This window comes from Klebsiella sp. LY, assembly GCF_004010915.1.
GTDB classification, from domain to species: domain Bacteria; phylum Pseudomonadota; class Gammaproteobacteria; order Enterobacterales; family Enterobacteriaceae; genus Klebsiella; species Klebsiella quasipneumoniae.
Window position 1 is genome coordinate 3482768 of sequence record NZ_CP022444.1, and the last position, 16004, is coordinate 3498771.

Genomic DNA, 16004 nt, shown 5'->3' on the forward strand with positions numbered 1-16004 from the left:
AATCCTCTGCATTAATCGCTCTTTTTCCCCTCCACACCATCCGCCATAATTTCATCCGTTAACCGAAATGAACAAATAACGAGGAAAAACATGGCAATTCCTGCATTTGGTCTTGGCACCTTCCGTCTGAAAGATGATGTTGTTATCGCATCCGTAAAAACCGCGCTGGAGCTGGGCTATTGTACTATCGACACCGCGCAAATCTATGACAACGAAGGCGCGGTGGGTCAGGCTATCGCTGAGAGCGGCGTGCCGCGTGATGAGTTGTTCATCACGACCAAAATCTGGATCGAGAACCTGAGCAAAGACAAACTCATCGCCAGCCTGCAAGAGAGCCTGCAGAAGCTGCGCACTGACTATGTTGATCTGACGCTGATCCACTGGCCGTCACCGAACGATGCGGTGGCTGTTGAAGAGTTTATGGCCGCTCTGATGGAAGCGAAGACGCTCGGCCTGACCCGTCAGATCGGTATCTCCAACTTCACTATTCCACTGATGGAGCGCGCGATTGCCGCCGTTGGCGCTGAAAACATTGCTACCAATCAGATTGAGCTCTCGCCGTATCTGCAAAACCGTAAAGTCGTCGATTGGGCGCGTGAGCACGGTATCCATATCACCTCTTACATGACCCTGGCCTACGGTAAGGCACTGAAAGATGAGGTGATTGCCCGTATCGCGGCGAAACATAATGCGACTCCGGCGCAGGTTATCCTGGCATGGGCGATGGGCGAGGGGTACGCGGTAATCCCGTCCTCGACGAAGCGTGAGAACCTGGCCAGCAACCTGAAGGCGTTGGATCTGCAGCTGGATGATGAAGATCGCCAGGCGATCGCTGCGCTGGATTGCAACGATCGGCTGGTGAGCCCGGAAGGTCTGGCGCCGCAGTGGGATTAATCTCCCGCTTCCGGCATGCCTATCAGAGAGTACTACGACAGCTCCTTCGGGAGCTGTTTTACGTGTTCGCTTAGAAAATCAATAAACGCCCTGATACGTGTACTGACGGCTCTGTCGCTGTAGTACACCGCACTGAAGGGCATCTCCACCGGCAAGCGTTTGTCGGCCAGTAGTTCAACAAACTCCCCGCTGGCTATCTCTTTATCCACCATATAATCCGACAGACAGGCAATACCGTTGCCGGTCAGACACAGTTGTTTGAGGGTTTCCCCACTGTTTGATGACACCGCCGCCTCAATCTCTAACAACTGACCATCGCAACAGGAGACTGGCCAGGTGTTCAGAGAGACGGGTTCAGTGAAGCCCAGACACTGATGTTGTTTCAGATCTGACGGATGCTGCGGCACACCGTAGCGCGAGACATACGCTGGCGAGGCGACGATCTTACGATAGCTGGTGAACAGCGGTCGGGCGCGCAGGCTGGAATCCGTTAAGGTTCCGGCCCGTATCGCTACATCCACTTTCCGTTCAATCAGGTTAATAAACGTCTCTGAAGAGACGAGCGACAGCGTCATTTCCGGGTAACGCTCGCGAAACGGCTTCACCAGCGGCATGAGAAAATGCAGCATCACCGGCGTCGCGGCATCCACCCGCAGCAAGCCCCGCGGCGTCGTGCGCGTTTCCAGCAGGTCATTTTCTGCCGCCGCCATCTCCTGCAATACCACCTGCATCCGCCGAAAATAGCGCTCGCCTTCCTCTGTCAGACTGAGCTGGCGGGTGGTCCGATTAAGCAGGCTGACACCAAGCTTTGATTCGAGCTTTTTGACTGCCCGGCTGACGGCAGAGTTGGCCTGACCCAGCTGTTCGGCTGCCCGGCTGAAACTCCCGCTTTCCACTACCGCCACAAAGATGGCGATCTCCTCGGATGTGGCTCTCATTATTGCACCTGTAGCAAAACTCTATTGATACTTTGATAGTTTTTGTTATTTATACAACCCTTCATACTACGTGTCATCTTAATCCTGATGCTACGGAGTAAATTATGCCACTGGCGCTATTTGCCTTAACCATCGGTGCCTTTGCAATTGGCACCACTGAATTCGTGATTGTCGGCCTGGTCCCGACGATTGCCCAACAACTTTCTATCTCTCTACCTTCTGCGGGACTGCTGGTCTCTATCTACGCGCTGGGCGTGGCGATCGGCGCCCCGGTGCTGACGGCATTAACCGGGCGTATGCCGCGTAAACAGCTGCTGCTGGCGTTGATGGTCCTGTTTACGGCGGGTAATGTGCTGGCCTGGCAGGCTCCAGGCTATGAAACGCTGATCCTGGCGCGCCTGCTGACCGGCCTGGCGCACGGCGTGTTCTTTTCTATCGGCTCGACAATCGCCACCAGCCTGGTGGCAAAAGAGAAAGCAGCCTCGGCTATCGCCATTATGTTCGGCGGCCTGACGGTCGCGCTGGTGACCGGCGTTCCCTTTGGCACCTTTATTGGCCAGCATTTCGGCTGGCGTGAAACCTTCCTCGCGGTATCGATTCTGGGTGTAATTGCGCTTGTCAGCAGTCTGATTCTGGTGCCGAATAATATTCCGGGCCGCGCCAGCGCCAGCCTGCGCGATCAGCTGAAAGTCTTAACCCATCCGCGCCTGCTGATGATCTATGCCATTACCGCGCTGGGCTATGGCGGCGTGTTTACCGCTTTTACCTTCCTTGCGCCGATGATGCAGGAGCTGGCCGGCTTCAGCCCCTCAGCGGTGAGCTGGATCCTGCTGGGTTATGGCGTCTCGGTGGCTATCGGCAACGTATGGGGCGGCAAACTGGCCGATAAGCATGGCGCCGTCTCCGCGCTGAAGTTTATCTTCGCCGCTCTGGTTGTGCTGCTGCTGGTGTTCCAGCTGACCGCCAGCGTTCACTATGCCGCGCTGGCAACGGTGCTGGTGATGGGCGTTTTCGCCTTCGGCAACGTGCCGGGTCTACAGGTCTATGTGGTGCAAAAAGCCGAACAGTATACGCCTGGCGCCGTCGACGTCGCTTCCGGTCTCAATATTGCCGCCTTCAATATTGGTATTGCGCTGGGATCGATCGTCGGTGGGCAGACAGTTGAACGATATGGTCTGGCGCAGACGCCGTGGATTGGCGCGGTGATTGTGCTGGTCGCTTTGCTGTTGGTGGTCCTGAGCGGGCGTTTAGATAAATTGCCGCGCCGTTCGGCAGCGCTTTCTCCCGAAGGCTAAGGGTTTCTCGCAAATTGCATTGAAAGTGTATGGGAAAATCCCTATAACAGAAGAACCAGTCGTCGTCGGGCTGGTTTCTGTTATCGAGGATTAATGCCCAAATTGCGAAAGAACACCTACGCCATGCGCTATGTCGCCGGACAACCTGCGGAGAGAATATTGCCTCCGGGGGCGTTTGCGGGCGTGAGTCCGGTTTATCCCGCCGGCACGCCGTTAAGCAGCGATGAGAAGATCCGCGTGCTGGTGTGGAATATCTTCAAACAGCAGCGAGCAGAGTGGCAGTCGGTCCTTAAGAATTTTGGCAAAGACGCGCATTTGGTCCTGTTACAGGAGGCGCAGACGACGCCGGAGCTGGTCAGGTTCGCGACCACCAACTATCTGGCCGCCGATCAGGTGCCTGCGCTGGTGCTGCCCCAGCATCCTTCCGGCGTGATGACGCTGGCTTCCGCTCATCCTATCTATTGCTGCCCATTGCGCGAGCGTGAACCTATTTTGCGTCTGCCTAAATCAGCATTAGTGACTGTCTATCCGCTGCCCGATGCGCGGTTGTTAATGGTGGTCAATATCCATGCCGTCAATTTCAGCCTTGGCGTCGACGTCTACAGCAAACAGCTGCTGCCGATTGGCGATCAGATTGCCCATCACAGCGGGCCGGTGATCATGGCCGGCGACTTCAATGCCTGGAGCCGCCCGCGGATGAACGCCCTGTACCGCTTTGCACGCGAGATGTCGCTGCGTGAAGTTCGTTTCTCTGACGACCAGCGCCGCCGCGCGTTTGGTCGCCCGCTCGATTTTGTGTTCTACCGTGGGTTAAGCGTGCACGATGCTTCCGTGCTGGTAACCCGCGCCTCCGACCACAACCCGCTACTAGTCGAATTCAGTCCCGGCAAGCCTGATTAATTTAAGGTTGGTCAGGCCTGCCATGGGGCAGGCCTGCGCATGCATGGTGCTGCCTTTTATTACTCAAAAAACCGTAAGGACAAGACAACATGACAACACGCTCTCACCATGACAACGTTGAAAAGCAGTTCAGCTCCCAGGCCAGCGCCTATCTGACCAGCGCCGTACACGCCTCTGGTCGCGATCTGCAGCGGCTGGCGGAACGTCTGGCTGATTTTCCGCAGGCGAAAGTGCTGGATATGGGCTGCGGGGCAGGGCACGCCAGCTTTACCGCGGCGGGACAGGTTGCCGAGGTGACCGCCTATGATTTATCGAGCCAGATGCTGGAGGTCGTTGCCGCCGCGGCACAGGAAAAAGGTTTTAGCAATATCGTGACCCAGCAGGGGTATGCCGAAACGCTGCCGTTCGCTGATGCCAGCTTTGATATCGTTATCAGCCGCTATTCCGCGCACCACTGGCATGATGTCGGCCAGGCGCTGCGTGAGGTGAAACGTGTTCTCAAGCCGGGCGGGGTGATGATCGTGATGGACGTGATGTCGCCGGGTCATCCGGTGCGTGATGTCTGGTTGCAGACCGTGGAAGCCCTGCGCGATACCTCGCACGTGCGTAATTATTCCAGCGGCGAGTGGCTGACGCTGGCGACGGAGGCGGGGCTGGTGATTAATCGGCTGTTGACCGATCGCCTGCCGCTGGAATTCAGTTCGTGGGTGGCGCGGATGCGTACCCCTGAGCCGCTGGTGGAGGCGATTCGTTTATACCAGCAGAGCGCCTCGGCGGAGGTGAAAGCCTACTTTGAGTTACAGCAGGATGGTTCCTTTACCAGCGATACCATCATGTTTGAAGCGCATAAAGCGGTTTAATACGGACAACAAAAAAGGCACCGGGGGAAGTCGGTGCCTTTTTATCGAACCCTGACGTATCAGGACTCTGGTCGATCGCTGTTTTTCACAAACAGGGTTAGCTGATCGCCAGGCCGCAGATTGTCGGTATCGCTGTTCCAGCGCATGACGTCGCGAATATTAACGCCATGACGTTTGGCGATGCTCGACAGCGAGTCACCTTTGCGAACGCGATAGGTGATGCTATCGCTGTTGTTCGCCAGGCGCTGTGCGCTGCTACCTGCGCCGACAACCAGACTCTGCCCGACTTTTAACCCTGAACCGCGCAGATTGTTCCACTGCTGCAAATCCCGGGTCGTGACGCCGAGACGGGAAGCAATCCCGGAAATCGTGTCGCCAGAGCGTACCTTATAGCTACGGCTGGTCAGCGGCGTATTGTCCGCGAGCTGCGTCGGCTGCACGGCGGCAATGTCGCCAGAGGCCAGCGATTCACGCAGCTGAGCGGCGTGCTTCTGCGGCACCATGACATACTTTGGCCCGCTAGCGCCCAGCGTTGACCCCTTTACGCCGGCGTTGAAGGTCTTCAGCTTGCTGACCGGCATACCGGCCATATCCGCGAGCTGAGAAATCTCAACCGGACTGTCGAGGCGAACGCGCGCCAGCGCACGGCTTTCATCAGCCGTAGGCAACTTTACGCCGTAACGTTTGCTGTTTTTGAGGATGTCGCTCAATGCCAGCATTTTCGGTACGTAGACTTTCGTTTCATGCGGCAGAGACAGCGACCAGAAATCGGTGGGTTTGCCACGCGAACGGTTCGCTTTCACTGCCTTCATGACCCGACCTTCGCCGCTGTTATATGCCGCGACCGTTAACAACCAGTCGCCGTCGAACATTTTGTTCAGACGTTGCATCATGTCCAGCGCCGCGGTTGTCGATGCGACAACATCACGACGCGCATCGTAACTGCGGGTCTGTTTTAAACCATAATTGCGCCCTGTGCTCGGAATGATCTGCCAGATGCCTGCGGCATTGGCGCCAGACGTCGCGTGTGGGTCAAAAGCGCTCTCCACTATGGGTAGTAATACCAGTTCCATTGGCATGTTACGTTTCTTAACCTGCCCGGCTATCCAGTACATATACGGCTCTGCCCGTAAAGTTACATCGTGGAGATAGCTCTTATTTCTCAAGTACTTCTGTTTTTGCTCGCGAATCCGGGGGTTATCCGGTATTCCCATCTTTAGCTCGTCGCCTATGGAAGTCCACAGATCCTGGTCTTGCGCGTAGAAGGTTCCATCATCTAACCAGCGCGCTTGACTTGTGAACTTGCCTGCTTCCCCTTGACCAGCCGCAGAAAGGCTCTGTGCTCGCTGTTCGACGGTGCCATCGTGCTTAGACGCCTGGCACCCCACCAGCAGGACAGAGGCGAATAATATCGCTCGTGCCTTCATGTGTGTGTCAATAGTTGCTTAAAAGACGACCAAGGATAACGGCGAAGTTAGCCGATGACAAGAATTAAATGTCAGAATTCGTCTTTCTTTGACCTTAACCACGCAAATCGCGCCACAGAGTGTTGCAATTTTGTTTCTTTGTTAATTTTATCAATTAAATCAACATCATTTACGCGTAAAAATAAATTTATACGCCGCTCGTTTTTCAGAATTACGGGTAGTGTTTTTTGTTTTTTTGCACGTAACTCATTAACTTTATGATAGTAATCGTTTATGTCCCTATCATCAGGCAGGATACTTAACGCAAACTTCATATTCGCTAACGTATATTCATGTGCGCAACATATAATGGTTTCTGCAGGAAGGGCGTTAATTTTCATAAATGATTGATACATTTGCTCTGCGGTGCCTTCGAACAGCCTTCCGCAGCCGCCGGAGAACATTGTGTCGCCGCAAAACAGATAAGGTTCGCTGTAGTAACAGATATGTCCTAATGTGTGACCTGGCGTGGAGAAAATGGAAAAATCGTGACCCAGAATTGACAACCGATCGCCATCGTCTACTACCTGAGTAACCCCCTTATCCTGGGTTTCTGCCGGCCCGTAAACCACCAGAGAGGGGAATTTTTCACGTAATTGTTTTACGCCGCCGACGTGATCCTGATGGTGATGGGTCAGTAAAATGGCCTCGGGCTGCCACTGGTTTTCCTCGATTGCCGCCAGAACCGGCGCGGCCTCGCCCGGATCAACGATGATGCAGCGGCCGTGATTCTCAATGAGAACCCAGATGTAGTTGTCCTGAAACGCGGGAATACTGATAAGATTCATAAATTACCTCTAAAGCGTAGCGGAAGGTGGCAATGAAGCCGGCAAGGATACCTCATACAGTGACAGCGCCTGAGCATTGGTCCAGTATGCCGTGGGGCGAATACTATCGCGAAACGCTTGAACAGCAGATGAAGCCATGGCTGGCTAAATTATATGGCTTTCATCTGCTTAAGATTGGCAATCTGAGCGCGGAAATCAATACCGAAGCTTGCGCCATCTCGCACCAGGTGAATGTCTCGCTGGCGGGAAACCCAATGCAGGTCCGGGCCGACCCGCTGCATTTGCCCTTTGCCGAAAAGTCCGTCGACGCCTGCCTGCTGGCGCATACCCTGCCGTGGTGCAGCGATCCGCATCGCCTGCTGCGGGAGGCCGATCGCGTCCTGATCGATGATGGCTGGATGATCCTGACCGGGTTTAATCCGGTGAGCCTGATGGGGTTGCGTAAACTGGTGCCGGTCCTGCGCAAAGGCACGCCGTACAACAGCCGTATGTTTACGCTGATGCGCCAGCTGGACTGGCTGTCGCTGCTCAACTTTGAAGTGCTGCATTATGGGCGTTATCAGGTTTTACCCTGGTCGCGGCATGGCGGCAAACTGCTGAGCACCCATCTGCCAGCGCTGGGCTGTTTGCAATTGATTGTCGCCCGCAAACGGACCATTCCGCTGACGCTCAATCCGATGAAATCCGGTAAAGCGAAAACCCAGCTGCGGCCGGCAGTCGGCGCCACCCGGCAGTGGCGCAAGGGGCAGAATTAGCTCTCCGGCTGGTAGCCGATGTCGTCCTGAGTGGGATGGGAGGCCGCCGCGCGGGCCAGCTCGTCGCAGCGTTCGTTTTCTGGATGGCCGGCGTGGCCCTTCACCCACTCCCATTTGATCTTATGCTGGCCAAGCGCGGCGTCCAGCCGCTGCCAGAGGTCGACATTCTTTACCGGTTTTTTCTCTGCCGTTTTCCAGCCGCGCTTTTTCCAGTTGTGGATCCACTGGGTGATCCCCTGGCGGACATACTGGCTGTCGGTGCTGAGCACCACCTCACAATGCTCTTTTAACGCCTCGAGAGCGACGATCGCCGCCATCAGTTCCATGCGGTTATTGGTGGTCAGACGGTAGCCGGCGCTAAAGGTTTTTTCGTGCTGGCGGTAGCGCATGATGGCGCCGTAACCGCCGGGTCCTGGATTTCCCAGGCAAGAGCCGTCGGTGAAAATTTCTACCTGTTTGAGCATCTCTGGTAGACTTCCTGTAATTGAAATCGATTTGTAAACGATAAGTCTGACATAAATGACCGCTATGAGCACTGCAATTACGCGCCAGATTGTTCTCGATACCGAAACCACCGGTATGAACCAGATCGGGGCGCACTACGAAGGACACAAGATCATTGAGATCGGCGCGGTGGAGGTGATCAACCGCCGCCTGACCGGTAACAATTTCCACGTCTATCTGAAGCCCGATCGGCTGGTGGATCCGGAGGCGTTCGGCGTGCACGGGATCGCCGATGAATTCCTGCTGGATAAACCCACCTTTGCCGATGTGGCTGATGAGTTTATGGATTACATCCGCGGCGCGGAGCTGGTGATCCATAACGCCTCGTTCGATATCGGCTTTATGGATTATGAGTTCGGTAAGCTGAACCGCGGCATCGGAAAAACCGAGACCTTTTGTAAAATCACCGACAGTCTGGCACTGGCGCGGAAAATGTTCCCCGGCAAGCGCAACAGTTTGGATGCGTTATGTTCGCGTTACGAAATAGATAACAGCAAGCGCACGCTGCACGGGGCATTACTCGATGCCCAGATCCTTGCCGATGTCTATTTGATGATGACCGGCGGCCAGACGTCGATGGCGTTCTCTATGGAAGGCGAAAGCCAGCAGCAGGCGGGAGAGATGGGCATTCAGCGCGTCGTCCGCGCCGCCAGCCAGTTACGGGTAGTTTATGCCTCTGATGAAGAACTGGTGAACCATGAATCCCGCCTCGATCTGGTACAAAAGAAAGGCGGAAGCTGCCTGTGGCGTGCCTGATAACCACTAAAATGGATTAAAAGTAGGCGGTTGGGCGATTTTTGCAGCAAACGATTCAAAACGGTAGAAAAAGCGTTGACGGGGTAGAGGGGAATCCGTAATATTCGCCTCGTTCCCAACGGAACAACAACGCGGAGCGGTAGTTCAGTCGGTTAGAATACCTGCCTGTCACGCAGGGGGTCGCGGGTTCGAGTCCCGTCCGTTCCGCCACTATTCAGAAAGCCTGAATCAGCAATGATTCAGGCTTTCGTCGTTTTCGTCGCCGAATTTCAGCGCGCCTCTTGTTCCTCCTGCATACACTGCATGAATACCCGCATCGCAGGACTGATTGCTTTCCCGGCGTGATGGGCGCAGAGCGCATGGATCGTCAGCGGCGTCTCGCTGAACGGCAGCTCGACCAGCGTCCCGCGTTTGAGTTCCTCCTCTACCGCAAAGCGCGGCAGGAAGCTCACCCCAAGATTGCCCGCCACGCACTGTTTGATGCTTTCAATGCTCCACAGTTCGATGGTGTTCTCCATGGTAATGCCGCGCTGGCGCAGGGTACTTTCAAAAATCTGCCGGAACACGCACTGGGGCTCGTTGATGATAAAGCTCAATGGGATATGCTGCCGCGGGCGCAGGAAGTCGACTGGCGCCTGATCGACTGACGCGACCAGCGCCAGCGGCTGCGGGCCAAGTTCCATCATGGTGAGTGCATCATCGTTGCCAACCCGGTAAAACACCCCCAAGTCGACTTCGTCAGCGAGCAGCGCATCACGGATGCTGTAGCAATTGAGCGACTGCAGTGACAGGCGGACCTTCGGGGCGCGTTGCTTAAAACGCTGCAGCACCGGCGGCATTTTGTACGCCAGCAGGGTTTCACCAGTGGCGACGCGAAGTTCGCCGCCGGGTTCATCGTCCTGGCGCGCCGCCTGGCGAATCGACGCCATCACTTTGGTCAGATCGTAGACGTGCGGCAGGACATTCTTACCCGCGGCGGTGAGACACATCCGCCGGCCAATTTTCTCAAACAGCGGGATAGCAAGCTCCTGCTCAAGCTGCTGGATATGAAAGGTTACGGTGGACTGGGTGCAGCACAGTTTCTGCGAGGCGCGCAGAAAGGATCCTTCTTCGACAACCGTTTTGAAGGTGATAAAGCGTCGCAGATCCATATTTCCTCTTTATATCGACATTCTCGAATTCAGAATGAAAAAACATTCATTTTTTTAAATTATCAGCTTCGGGTACTGTCTGCCAGTCAAGAGGAGAAAACACGTGACACCTACCCTGATTAGCGCCTTTTTAACTTACACCCTGATCACCGCCCTGACGCCCGGGCCGAATAATATTCTGGCGCTGAGCAGCGTCACCGCGCACGGCTTTCGACGGAGCATGCGGGTTCTGGCCGGCATGAGCCTGGGGTTTGTGATCATCATGCTGATTTGTGCCGGGCTGACGTTCACTCTCGTTACCCTGGATGAGGGGATAACCTCCCTGCTACGCTGGGTCGGCGCGGGGTATATCCTGTGGCTGGCCTGGCACATTGCGCGCAGCGACCCGGCCAGCGGTGGGCAGGAGGAGCGGCCTGTCAGCTTCTGGGCCAGCCTGGGGCTGCAGTTTGTGAATGTAAAAATTATCCTGTACGGCATCACGGCCCTGTCGACCTTTGTTCTGCCGGTGACTCGCGAGCCATTCTGGCTGGTGATGATAAGCCTGTTGCTATCAGTAATAGGCGTTGCCGGCAATCTTTGCTGGGCGCTGGCCGGTCATCTGTTTCAGCCGGTGTTCGAACGCCATGGAAGAGGGTTAAATCTGCTGCTGGCGCTGCTGCTGGTCTGGTGCGCGGTACGAATGTTTATGGAATGAATTAAGGGAGCGTAACGCTCCCCTGCGGTTATTTATCCTGCGGCAGGGCGGGTTGCCCTTCATTTACCCAGGTCATGAAGATCCGATAACCGATGGCCAGCAGGGTGGCGCCGAGGAACATACCGAGAATGCCGTTAGAGGCCATTCCACCGAGGGCGCCCAGCAGCACCACCGTCATTGGCGCATCGACTCCGCGCCCCAGCAGCAGAGGTTTGAGGACGTTATCGGCCATACCGGCGACGATCAGCAGGATGGTGTAGAAGATATCCATTCCGGTACTGTGGGTGCCGAGACTCCACATCAGTGCGATGGCCGGGGCCGTCACCAGGATCACCGGCACCTGTGCAATGCCGAGGATCAGGGCAAGTATAAAGAAGATCCCGACGGCGGGAATGCTGGCCATCAGCATGATCACACCGACCAGCAGCGCCTGGATCAATGCCACCCCGATGACGCCCTGGGCGACCGCGCGGATGGTGCTGGTACACAGGCGGGTGAGGGTCACGCCTTTATTTTCATCGGTAATACGGATGGCAATACGCTGGGCGCTGATGGCGCCCGCGGCGCCCCAGGCCATCATAATGCCCGAGACGATAAACGAAATAATAAAGCCAATCAGTCCGCCGCCCATGCTGGCTAATATGCTGAGGAACTGTTTGGCAATATCGCCGATTTGCGAACGGTAATTGTTGAGCAGTCCCGGGAGATCCACGGAAGCCCGCATCCACAGGGCGCTAAGCCGCTCGCCAACGATCGGTAAAGAGGCAATTCGTGAAGAGGGCGGGGGAATGGTAAAGCTCTGGCTACCCATCTTGTCAATCATGGCGCTGGCGCTTTCCGCCAGCGAGGTGATCATTAGCACCGTGGGGATAACAATCAGTAAAATACCTAACAGCACCAGCACCACCGACGCCAGTCCCTGTTTTCCCGCTAACAGTCTGGCAAAATACTGATGTAAAGGATAGAGCGCCACGGCCAGAATCAACGCCCAGAGCATCATATTGACGAAGGGAGAAAAGACGGTAAAACAGAATGAGGCCAGCGCCAGAATAAGACCGAACCGAATAAACATATCGAGAAAGCGGGTGACCAGCCGTTTTTCTATTAACTGAAGATTATTATTATCCATTTTCCATTACGCTCATTAAATATTCATACGCCAACGCTCAGCCGGGTTCAACAAAACAAGCTGGCAATAGAAAACTCATGATTTACAAAGCAGAAGTGAATTGAAAATGATCTCCGCCCGTTTGGTTGTGGGGTCTTTTAATGAGTGTAGAACAGAAATGAAAGGCGCCCTGTAAATATTCTGTTGGGCGCTGCAAGAGGAAATTCCGCTTTCTTTTCCCGCAGAAGGGGGGAAGAAAGCGGAGGGGGATTAATCCAGAGTAAAAGGATCGGCATCGCGCCAGGCGGGGAATTTTTCACGATATTCCTGCAGGGCGCTCAGCGACAGTTCGGCGTCAAGACGAGTGGCCTGATGCGGATCGGCGGTGGCGACAATCTCCCCCTGGGGACTGATAACCCGGCTATCACCGCGGTAATGATGACCGTTGCCGTCGGTGCCGACCCGGTTACAGCCGGCGACGTAGGCCTGGTTCTCAATCGCGCGGGCGACCAGCAGCGACTGCCAGTGCAGCGAGCGCGGCGCCGGCCAGTTCGCCACATACAGCGCCAGATCATAATCGTTAAGGTTACGCGACCATACCGGGAAGCGCAGGTCGTAACAGACCAGCGGCAGGATCCGCCATCCGCGCCATTCAAAGACCACGCGCTTGTCCCCGGCCTCATAGTGATGGTGTTCATCCGCCATACGAAACAGGTGCCGTTTATCATAATGATGAACCGTGCCGTCAGGCTCGACCAGCAGGAAGCGGTTAACGGCCCCGCGCTCAGTTTGCAGCGCGGCGCTGCCGGCGATCAACGCCTGGGTTTGCGCCGCCCGGGCATGCATCCACGCCACCACCTCGGCCTCGGGTAAAGACTGTTTTGCCGCTTCCATCGCAAAGCCGGTGGTAAACATCTCAGGTAAAACAATGATATCGCGCCCGACAATCCCTTCCAGTTGGCGATCAAAATGGCGCAGGTTAGCAGGGCCGTCCATCCAGACCAGCGGTTGTTGCAACAGCGTAATTTTCAGGCCAGGCACAATGGTCAACTCCATTCTCATGAGGGGGTTAGGTTAACTGTAACACCTTATCAGCCTCGCGGCGGTCAGCGGAATATTTTGTTAAAAAAATGCTACTGACAGAAGCCACGGAGGAGGGGGGGACGAAAAAAAGGCGGGGAAAATTCCCCGCCCGGCCTGTGATGTGGTGATTGTTTTATTATGCGGCTTCAACGTTGCGAACTTTTTCCGGCAGCTTTACCGGCTTTGTCGCCAGCTCCTCTGGCGCAAAGTCGTCGACGTTAATGCTGCGCAAGCGACTGTGCTCTGCGCGGGTCAGAATAGCGGCTTCTTCCTGATTAATTAAGCCTTTCGCCAGGGCATGGGTGGCCAGTTCGTCGAGACGGGTGAACGGCAGATTTTTACCCAGCTCTTTACAGATACGCTGGTGGATAGGATCGGCCGCCATCACTTCCAGCAGCGCCTCTTCCAGCAGGCCGACCGGGTTATGCTCGCTCGGCGTCAGGTACTGACCGCGACCGATGCGGGAGCGGGTGGCGCTGGGCACCTGCAGAATTTTAGCGACTTTATGGTCCAGCTTATCCGACGGCGCATGATGATGACGACCGGTCGGGAAGATGACCAGCTGCATTGCGCCAGCCACCAGACGGTTGGGGAAGTTTTTCAGCAGATCGTCGATGGCCTGCTCGGCCTGATGCAGCGCATCCTGCACCCCCCAGTGAACCAGCGGCAGATCGGCTTCGTTGCGTCCTTCATCGTCATAGCGTTTCAGCACCGCCGAGGCCAGGTACAGCTGGCTTAACACATCCCCCAGACGCGCGGAGATACGTTCGCGACGCTTGAGACTGCCCCCCAGCACCGCCATCGAGACGTCTGACAGCAGCGCCAGGTTCGCGCTCAGGCGGTTCATTTGCTGATAGTAGCGGCGGGTGACGTCGCGGGTCGGCGCGCTGCTGGTGCGTCCGCCGGTCAGGCCCAACCAGAAACTCCGTACTTTGTTGCTGCCGACATGGCCGATATGTTTGAACAGCAGCTTGTCATAGGCGTTCAGGTCGTTGTTCTGCGCGGCGGCCATCTCCTCCAGCACGTACGGATGGCAGCGGATCGCACCCTGACCGAAGATCATCATGCTGCGGGTCAGAATGTTCGCCCCTTCCACGGTGATGGCGATAGGCGCGCCCTGATAGGCCCGGGCGAGGAAGTTGCCTTCGCCCAGCATAATGCCTTTCCCGCCGGTAATATCCATTGCGTCGATAATGGAGCGCTGGCCGCGGTGGGTGCAGTGATATTTCACGATCGCGGAGAGCACCGCCGGTTTCTCGCCGCGCATAATGCCGTAGGTGATAAGCGACGCCGCAGCGTCCATTACATAAGCATTACCGGCAATGCGCGCCAGCGCCTCTTCAATCCCTTCCATTTTACCGATCGAGATTTTGAACTGGCGGCGAATATGGGCGTAAGCCCCGGTCGCCATAGCCACCGATTTCAGGCCGCCGGTGGAGTTGGACGGCAGAGTAATACCGCGTCCCACCGACAGACATTCAACCAGCATGCGCCAGCCCTGACCGGCCATCCCCGGCCCACCAATGATGTAATCGATCGGCACGAAGATATCTTTGCCGCGGGTTGGGCCGTTCTGGAAAGGGACGTTAAGCGGGAAGTGACGACGGCCAATTTCCACGCCCGGGGTGGAGGTCGGGATCAGCGCGCAGGTGATGCCCAGCTCTTCTTCTCCCCCCAGCAGACGATCTGGGTCAGAAAGTTTAAACGCCAGTCCCAGCACGGTGGCGATAGGCGCCAGCGTAATGTAGCGTTTGTTCCATGTCAGGCGCATACCCAGCACCTGCTGGCCCTGCCAGTCACCCATGCAGACCACGCCGGTATCCGGAATGGCGCCGGCGTCAGAGCCCGCTTCCGGGCTAGTGAGAGCGAAGCAGGGGATCTCCTGCCCGCGCGCCAGACGCGGCAGATAATGGTTTTTCTGCTCTTCGGTACCGTAATGCTGCAGCAGCTCGCCCGGCCCCAGTGAGTTCGGGACGCCGACGGTGATCGCCAGAATGCCGGAGACGCCAGAGAGCTTCTGCAGCACCCGCGACTGGGCATAAGCGGAGAATTCAAGCCCGCCATACTCTTTCTTAATGATCATCGCGAAGAAGCGATGCTCTTTCAGATACGCCCACAGCTCCGGCGGCAGATCGGCCATTTCGTGGGTGATGGCGAAGTCGTTGGCCATCCGGCAGGCTTCTTCCACCGGGCCGTCGAGGAAGGCTTGCTCTTCGGCGGTCAGACGCGGCTGCGGATAGTTATGCAGCTTGTGCCAGTCAGGGTTGCCGCGAAACAGATCCCCTTCCCACCAGGTGGTCCCGGCGTCGATGGCTTCTTTTTCAGTACGCGACATCGGCGGCATCACCTTGCGGAAAGCGCGAAACGCCGGTGCGGAAATCATGGATTTACGCATAGGCGCAAAGTTAAACGGCAACAGAATGATCGCCAGCGGCAGCAGCAGCCAGATATTCCACAGACCGGCCGCGCCGAGCGCTGCGGTCCAGGCGAGCAAGATCACGCTGCTGAGCAGCAGGCTGACCCGGTGATAGAAGAGCGCACCGAGTAAAACAACGGTTGCAACAATACTCAAAATCATCATAGAGAAATGCTCCCTGTGCTTGTAGGAGGTCTGACCACTTGTGATGTATTGGTTGTAGTGCATGCTTTTTTATTTAGCAATGTGTTTACAAAATAATTACAACCTTGCTCACATTGTTGTATGCAAAAGCGGCACATAAAATCAAAAGGGCGGGGGATAACGCTGCCTGCTGCTTCTCGCTTCGGCGGCTATCCGGTACACTGCCAGGGTTATTCCACTCATACTGAAGGA

At 56.0% G+C, this 16004-nt stretch carries 15 protein-coding genes and 1 tRNA gene; 8 read left to right on the forward strand and 8 right to left on the reverse strand.

The annotated features are described in order from the left end of the window. Positions 1-90: 90 nt before the first annotated feature. Complete coding sequence (gene dkgB / locus CE636_RS19910; RefSeq protein ID WP_017901305.1) at positions 91-894, forward strand: 2,5-didehydrogluconate reductase DkgB; 804 nt, start codon at positions 91-93, stop codon at positions 892-894. 32 nt (positions 895-926) lie between these two features. Here dkgB and yafC read toward each other — a convergent pair whose 3' ends face one another. After that, positions 927-1832 carry a DNA-binding transcriptional regulator YafC gene (gene yafC, locus CE636_RS19915; protein ID WP_004204612.1) on the reverse strand — a complete coding sequence of 302 codons (906 nt, stop codon included), beginning with the start codon at positions 1830-1832 and terminating at the stop codon, positions 927-929. Positions 1833-1936: 104 nt separating this feature from the next. Between yafC and CE636_RS19920 the strand changes: the two genes are divergently transcribed. From CE636_RS19920 to CE636_RS19930, 3 genes are all read left to right on the forward strand, one after another. Continuing rightward, positions 1937-3127 (forward strand): MFS transporter, encoded by a 1191-nt coding sequence (locus tag CE636_RS19920; protein WP_004204613.1) that lies wholly within the window; start codon positions 1937-1939, stop codon positions 3125-3127. A 102-nt stretch (positions 3128-3229) separates the two neighbouring features. Then, a complete protein-coding gene (locus CE636_RS19925; protein WP_004204614.1) occupies positions 3230-4027 on the forward strand; it encodes an endonuclease/exonuclease/phosphatase family protein in 798 nt (265 codons plus the stop codon). An 89-nt stretch (positions 4028-4116) separates the two neighbouring features. Then, positions 4117-4887: a class I SAM-dependent methyltransferase gene (locus tag CE636_RS19930; protein WP_017901307.1), complete on the forward strand. Its 771-nt coding sequence runs from the start codon at positions 4117-4119 to the stop codon at positions 4885-4887. 59 nt (positions 4888-4946) lie between these two features. Here CE636_RS19930 and mltD read toward each other — a convergent pair whose 3' ends face one another. Further along, on the reverse strand, positions 4947-6314 hold the full coding sequence (gene mltD, locus CE636_RS19935; protein WP_017901308.1) for a murein transglycosylase D: 1368 nt from the start codon (positions 6312-6314) through the stop codon (positions 4947-4949). A gap of 71 nt (positions 6315-6385) precedes the next feature. After that, positions 6386-7141, reverse strand: coding sequence for a hydroxyacylglutathione hydrolase (gene gloB, locus CE636_RS19940; protein ID WP_004204618.1), 756 nt, complete (start codon positions 7139-7141; stop codon positions 6386-6388). 32 nt (positions 7142-7173) lie between these two features. On the opposite strand from gloB, the gene CE636_RS19945 reads away from it, so the two are divergent. Next, positions 7174-7896 (forward strand): class I SAM-dependent methyltransferase, encoded by a 723-nt coding sequence (locus tag CE636_RS19945; protein ID WP_004204619.1) that lies wholly within the window; start codon positions 7174-7176, stop codon positions 7894-7896. On the opposite strand, the gene rnhA is transcribed toward CE636_RS19945, so the two are convergent. Further along, positions 7893-8360 (reverse strand): ribonuclease HI, encoded by a 468-nt coding sequence (gene rnhA, locus CE636_RS19950; protein ID WP_004204620.1) that lies wholly within the window; start codon positions 8358-8360, stop codon positions 7893-7895. The genes CE636_RS19945 and rnhA overlap by 4 nt on opposite strands. A gap of 64 nt (positions 8361-8424) precedes the next feature. On the opposite strand from rnhA, the gene dnaQ reads away from it, so the two are divergent. Together dnaQ and CE636_RS19960 are read left to right on the forward strand one after the other, a co-directional pair. After that, positions 8425-9156, forward strand: coding sequence for a DNA polymerase III subunit epsilon (gene dnaQ, locus CE636_RS19955; protein ID WP_004204621.1), 732 nt, complete (start codon positions 8425-8427; stop codon positions 9154-9156). Between the two features lie 133 nt (positions 9157-9289). Continuing rightward, positions 9290-9366 (forward strand) — tRNA-Asp (locus CE636_RS19960). Positions 9367-9425: 59 nt separating this feature from the next. On the opposite strand, the gene CE636_RS19965 is transcribed toward CE636_RS19960, so the two are convergent. Continuing rightward, positions 9426-10307: a LysR family transcriptional regulator gene (locus CE636_RS19965; protein WP_012968890.1), complete on the reverse strand. Its 882-nt coding sequence runs from the start codon at positions 10305-10307 to the stop codon at positions 9426-9428. A gap of 103 nt (positions 10308-10410) precedes the next feature. On the opposite strand from CE636_RS19965, the gene eamB reads away from it, so the two are divergent. Next, positions 10411-11001, forward strand: a complete 591-nt coding sequence (gene eamB, locus CE636_RS19970) for a cysteine/O-acetylserine transporter (protein WP_004204623.1) — start codon at positions 10411-10413, stop codon at positions 10999-11001. 28 nt (positions 11002-11029) lie between these two features. Here eamB and CE636_RS19975 read toward each other — a convergent pair whose 3' ends face one another. The 3 genes from CE636_RS19975 to fadE all read right to left on the reverse strand — a co-directional run bounded on the left by CE636_RS19975 (position 11030) and on the right by fadE (position 15773). Next, positions 11030-12130 (reverse strand): AI-2E family transporter, encoded by a 1101-nt coding sequence (locus CE636_RS19975; RefSeq protein WP_017901309.1) that lies wholly within the window; start codon positions 12128-12130, stop codon positions 11030-11032. A 249-nt stretch (positions 12131-12379) separates the two neighbouring features. Then, the gene (locus tag CE636_RS19980) at positions 12380-13150 is read right to left on the reverse strand and encodes an amidohydrolase (RefSeq protein ID WP_004204628.1); all 771 of its coding nucleotides are present in this window, start codon (positions 13148-13150) and stop codon (positions 12380-12382) included. 178 nt (positions 13151-13328) lie between these two features. After that, positions 13329-15773 carry an acyl-CoA dehydrogenase FadE gene (fadE, locus tag CE636_RS19985; RefSeq protein ID WP_017901311.1) on the reverse strand — a complete coding sequence of 815 codons (2445 nt, stop codon included), beginning with the start codon at positions 15771-15773 and terminating at the stop codon, positions 13329-13331. Positions 15774-16004 lie beyond the last annotated feature (231 nt).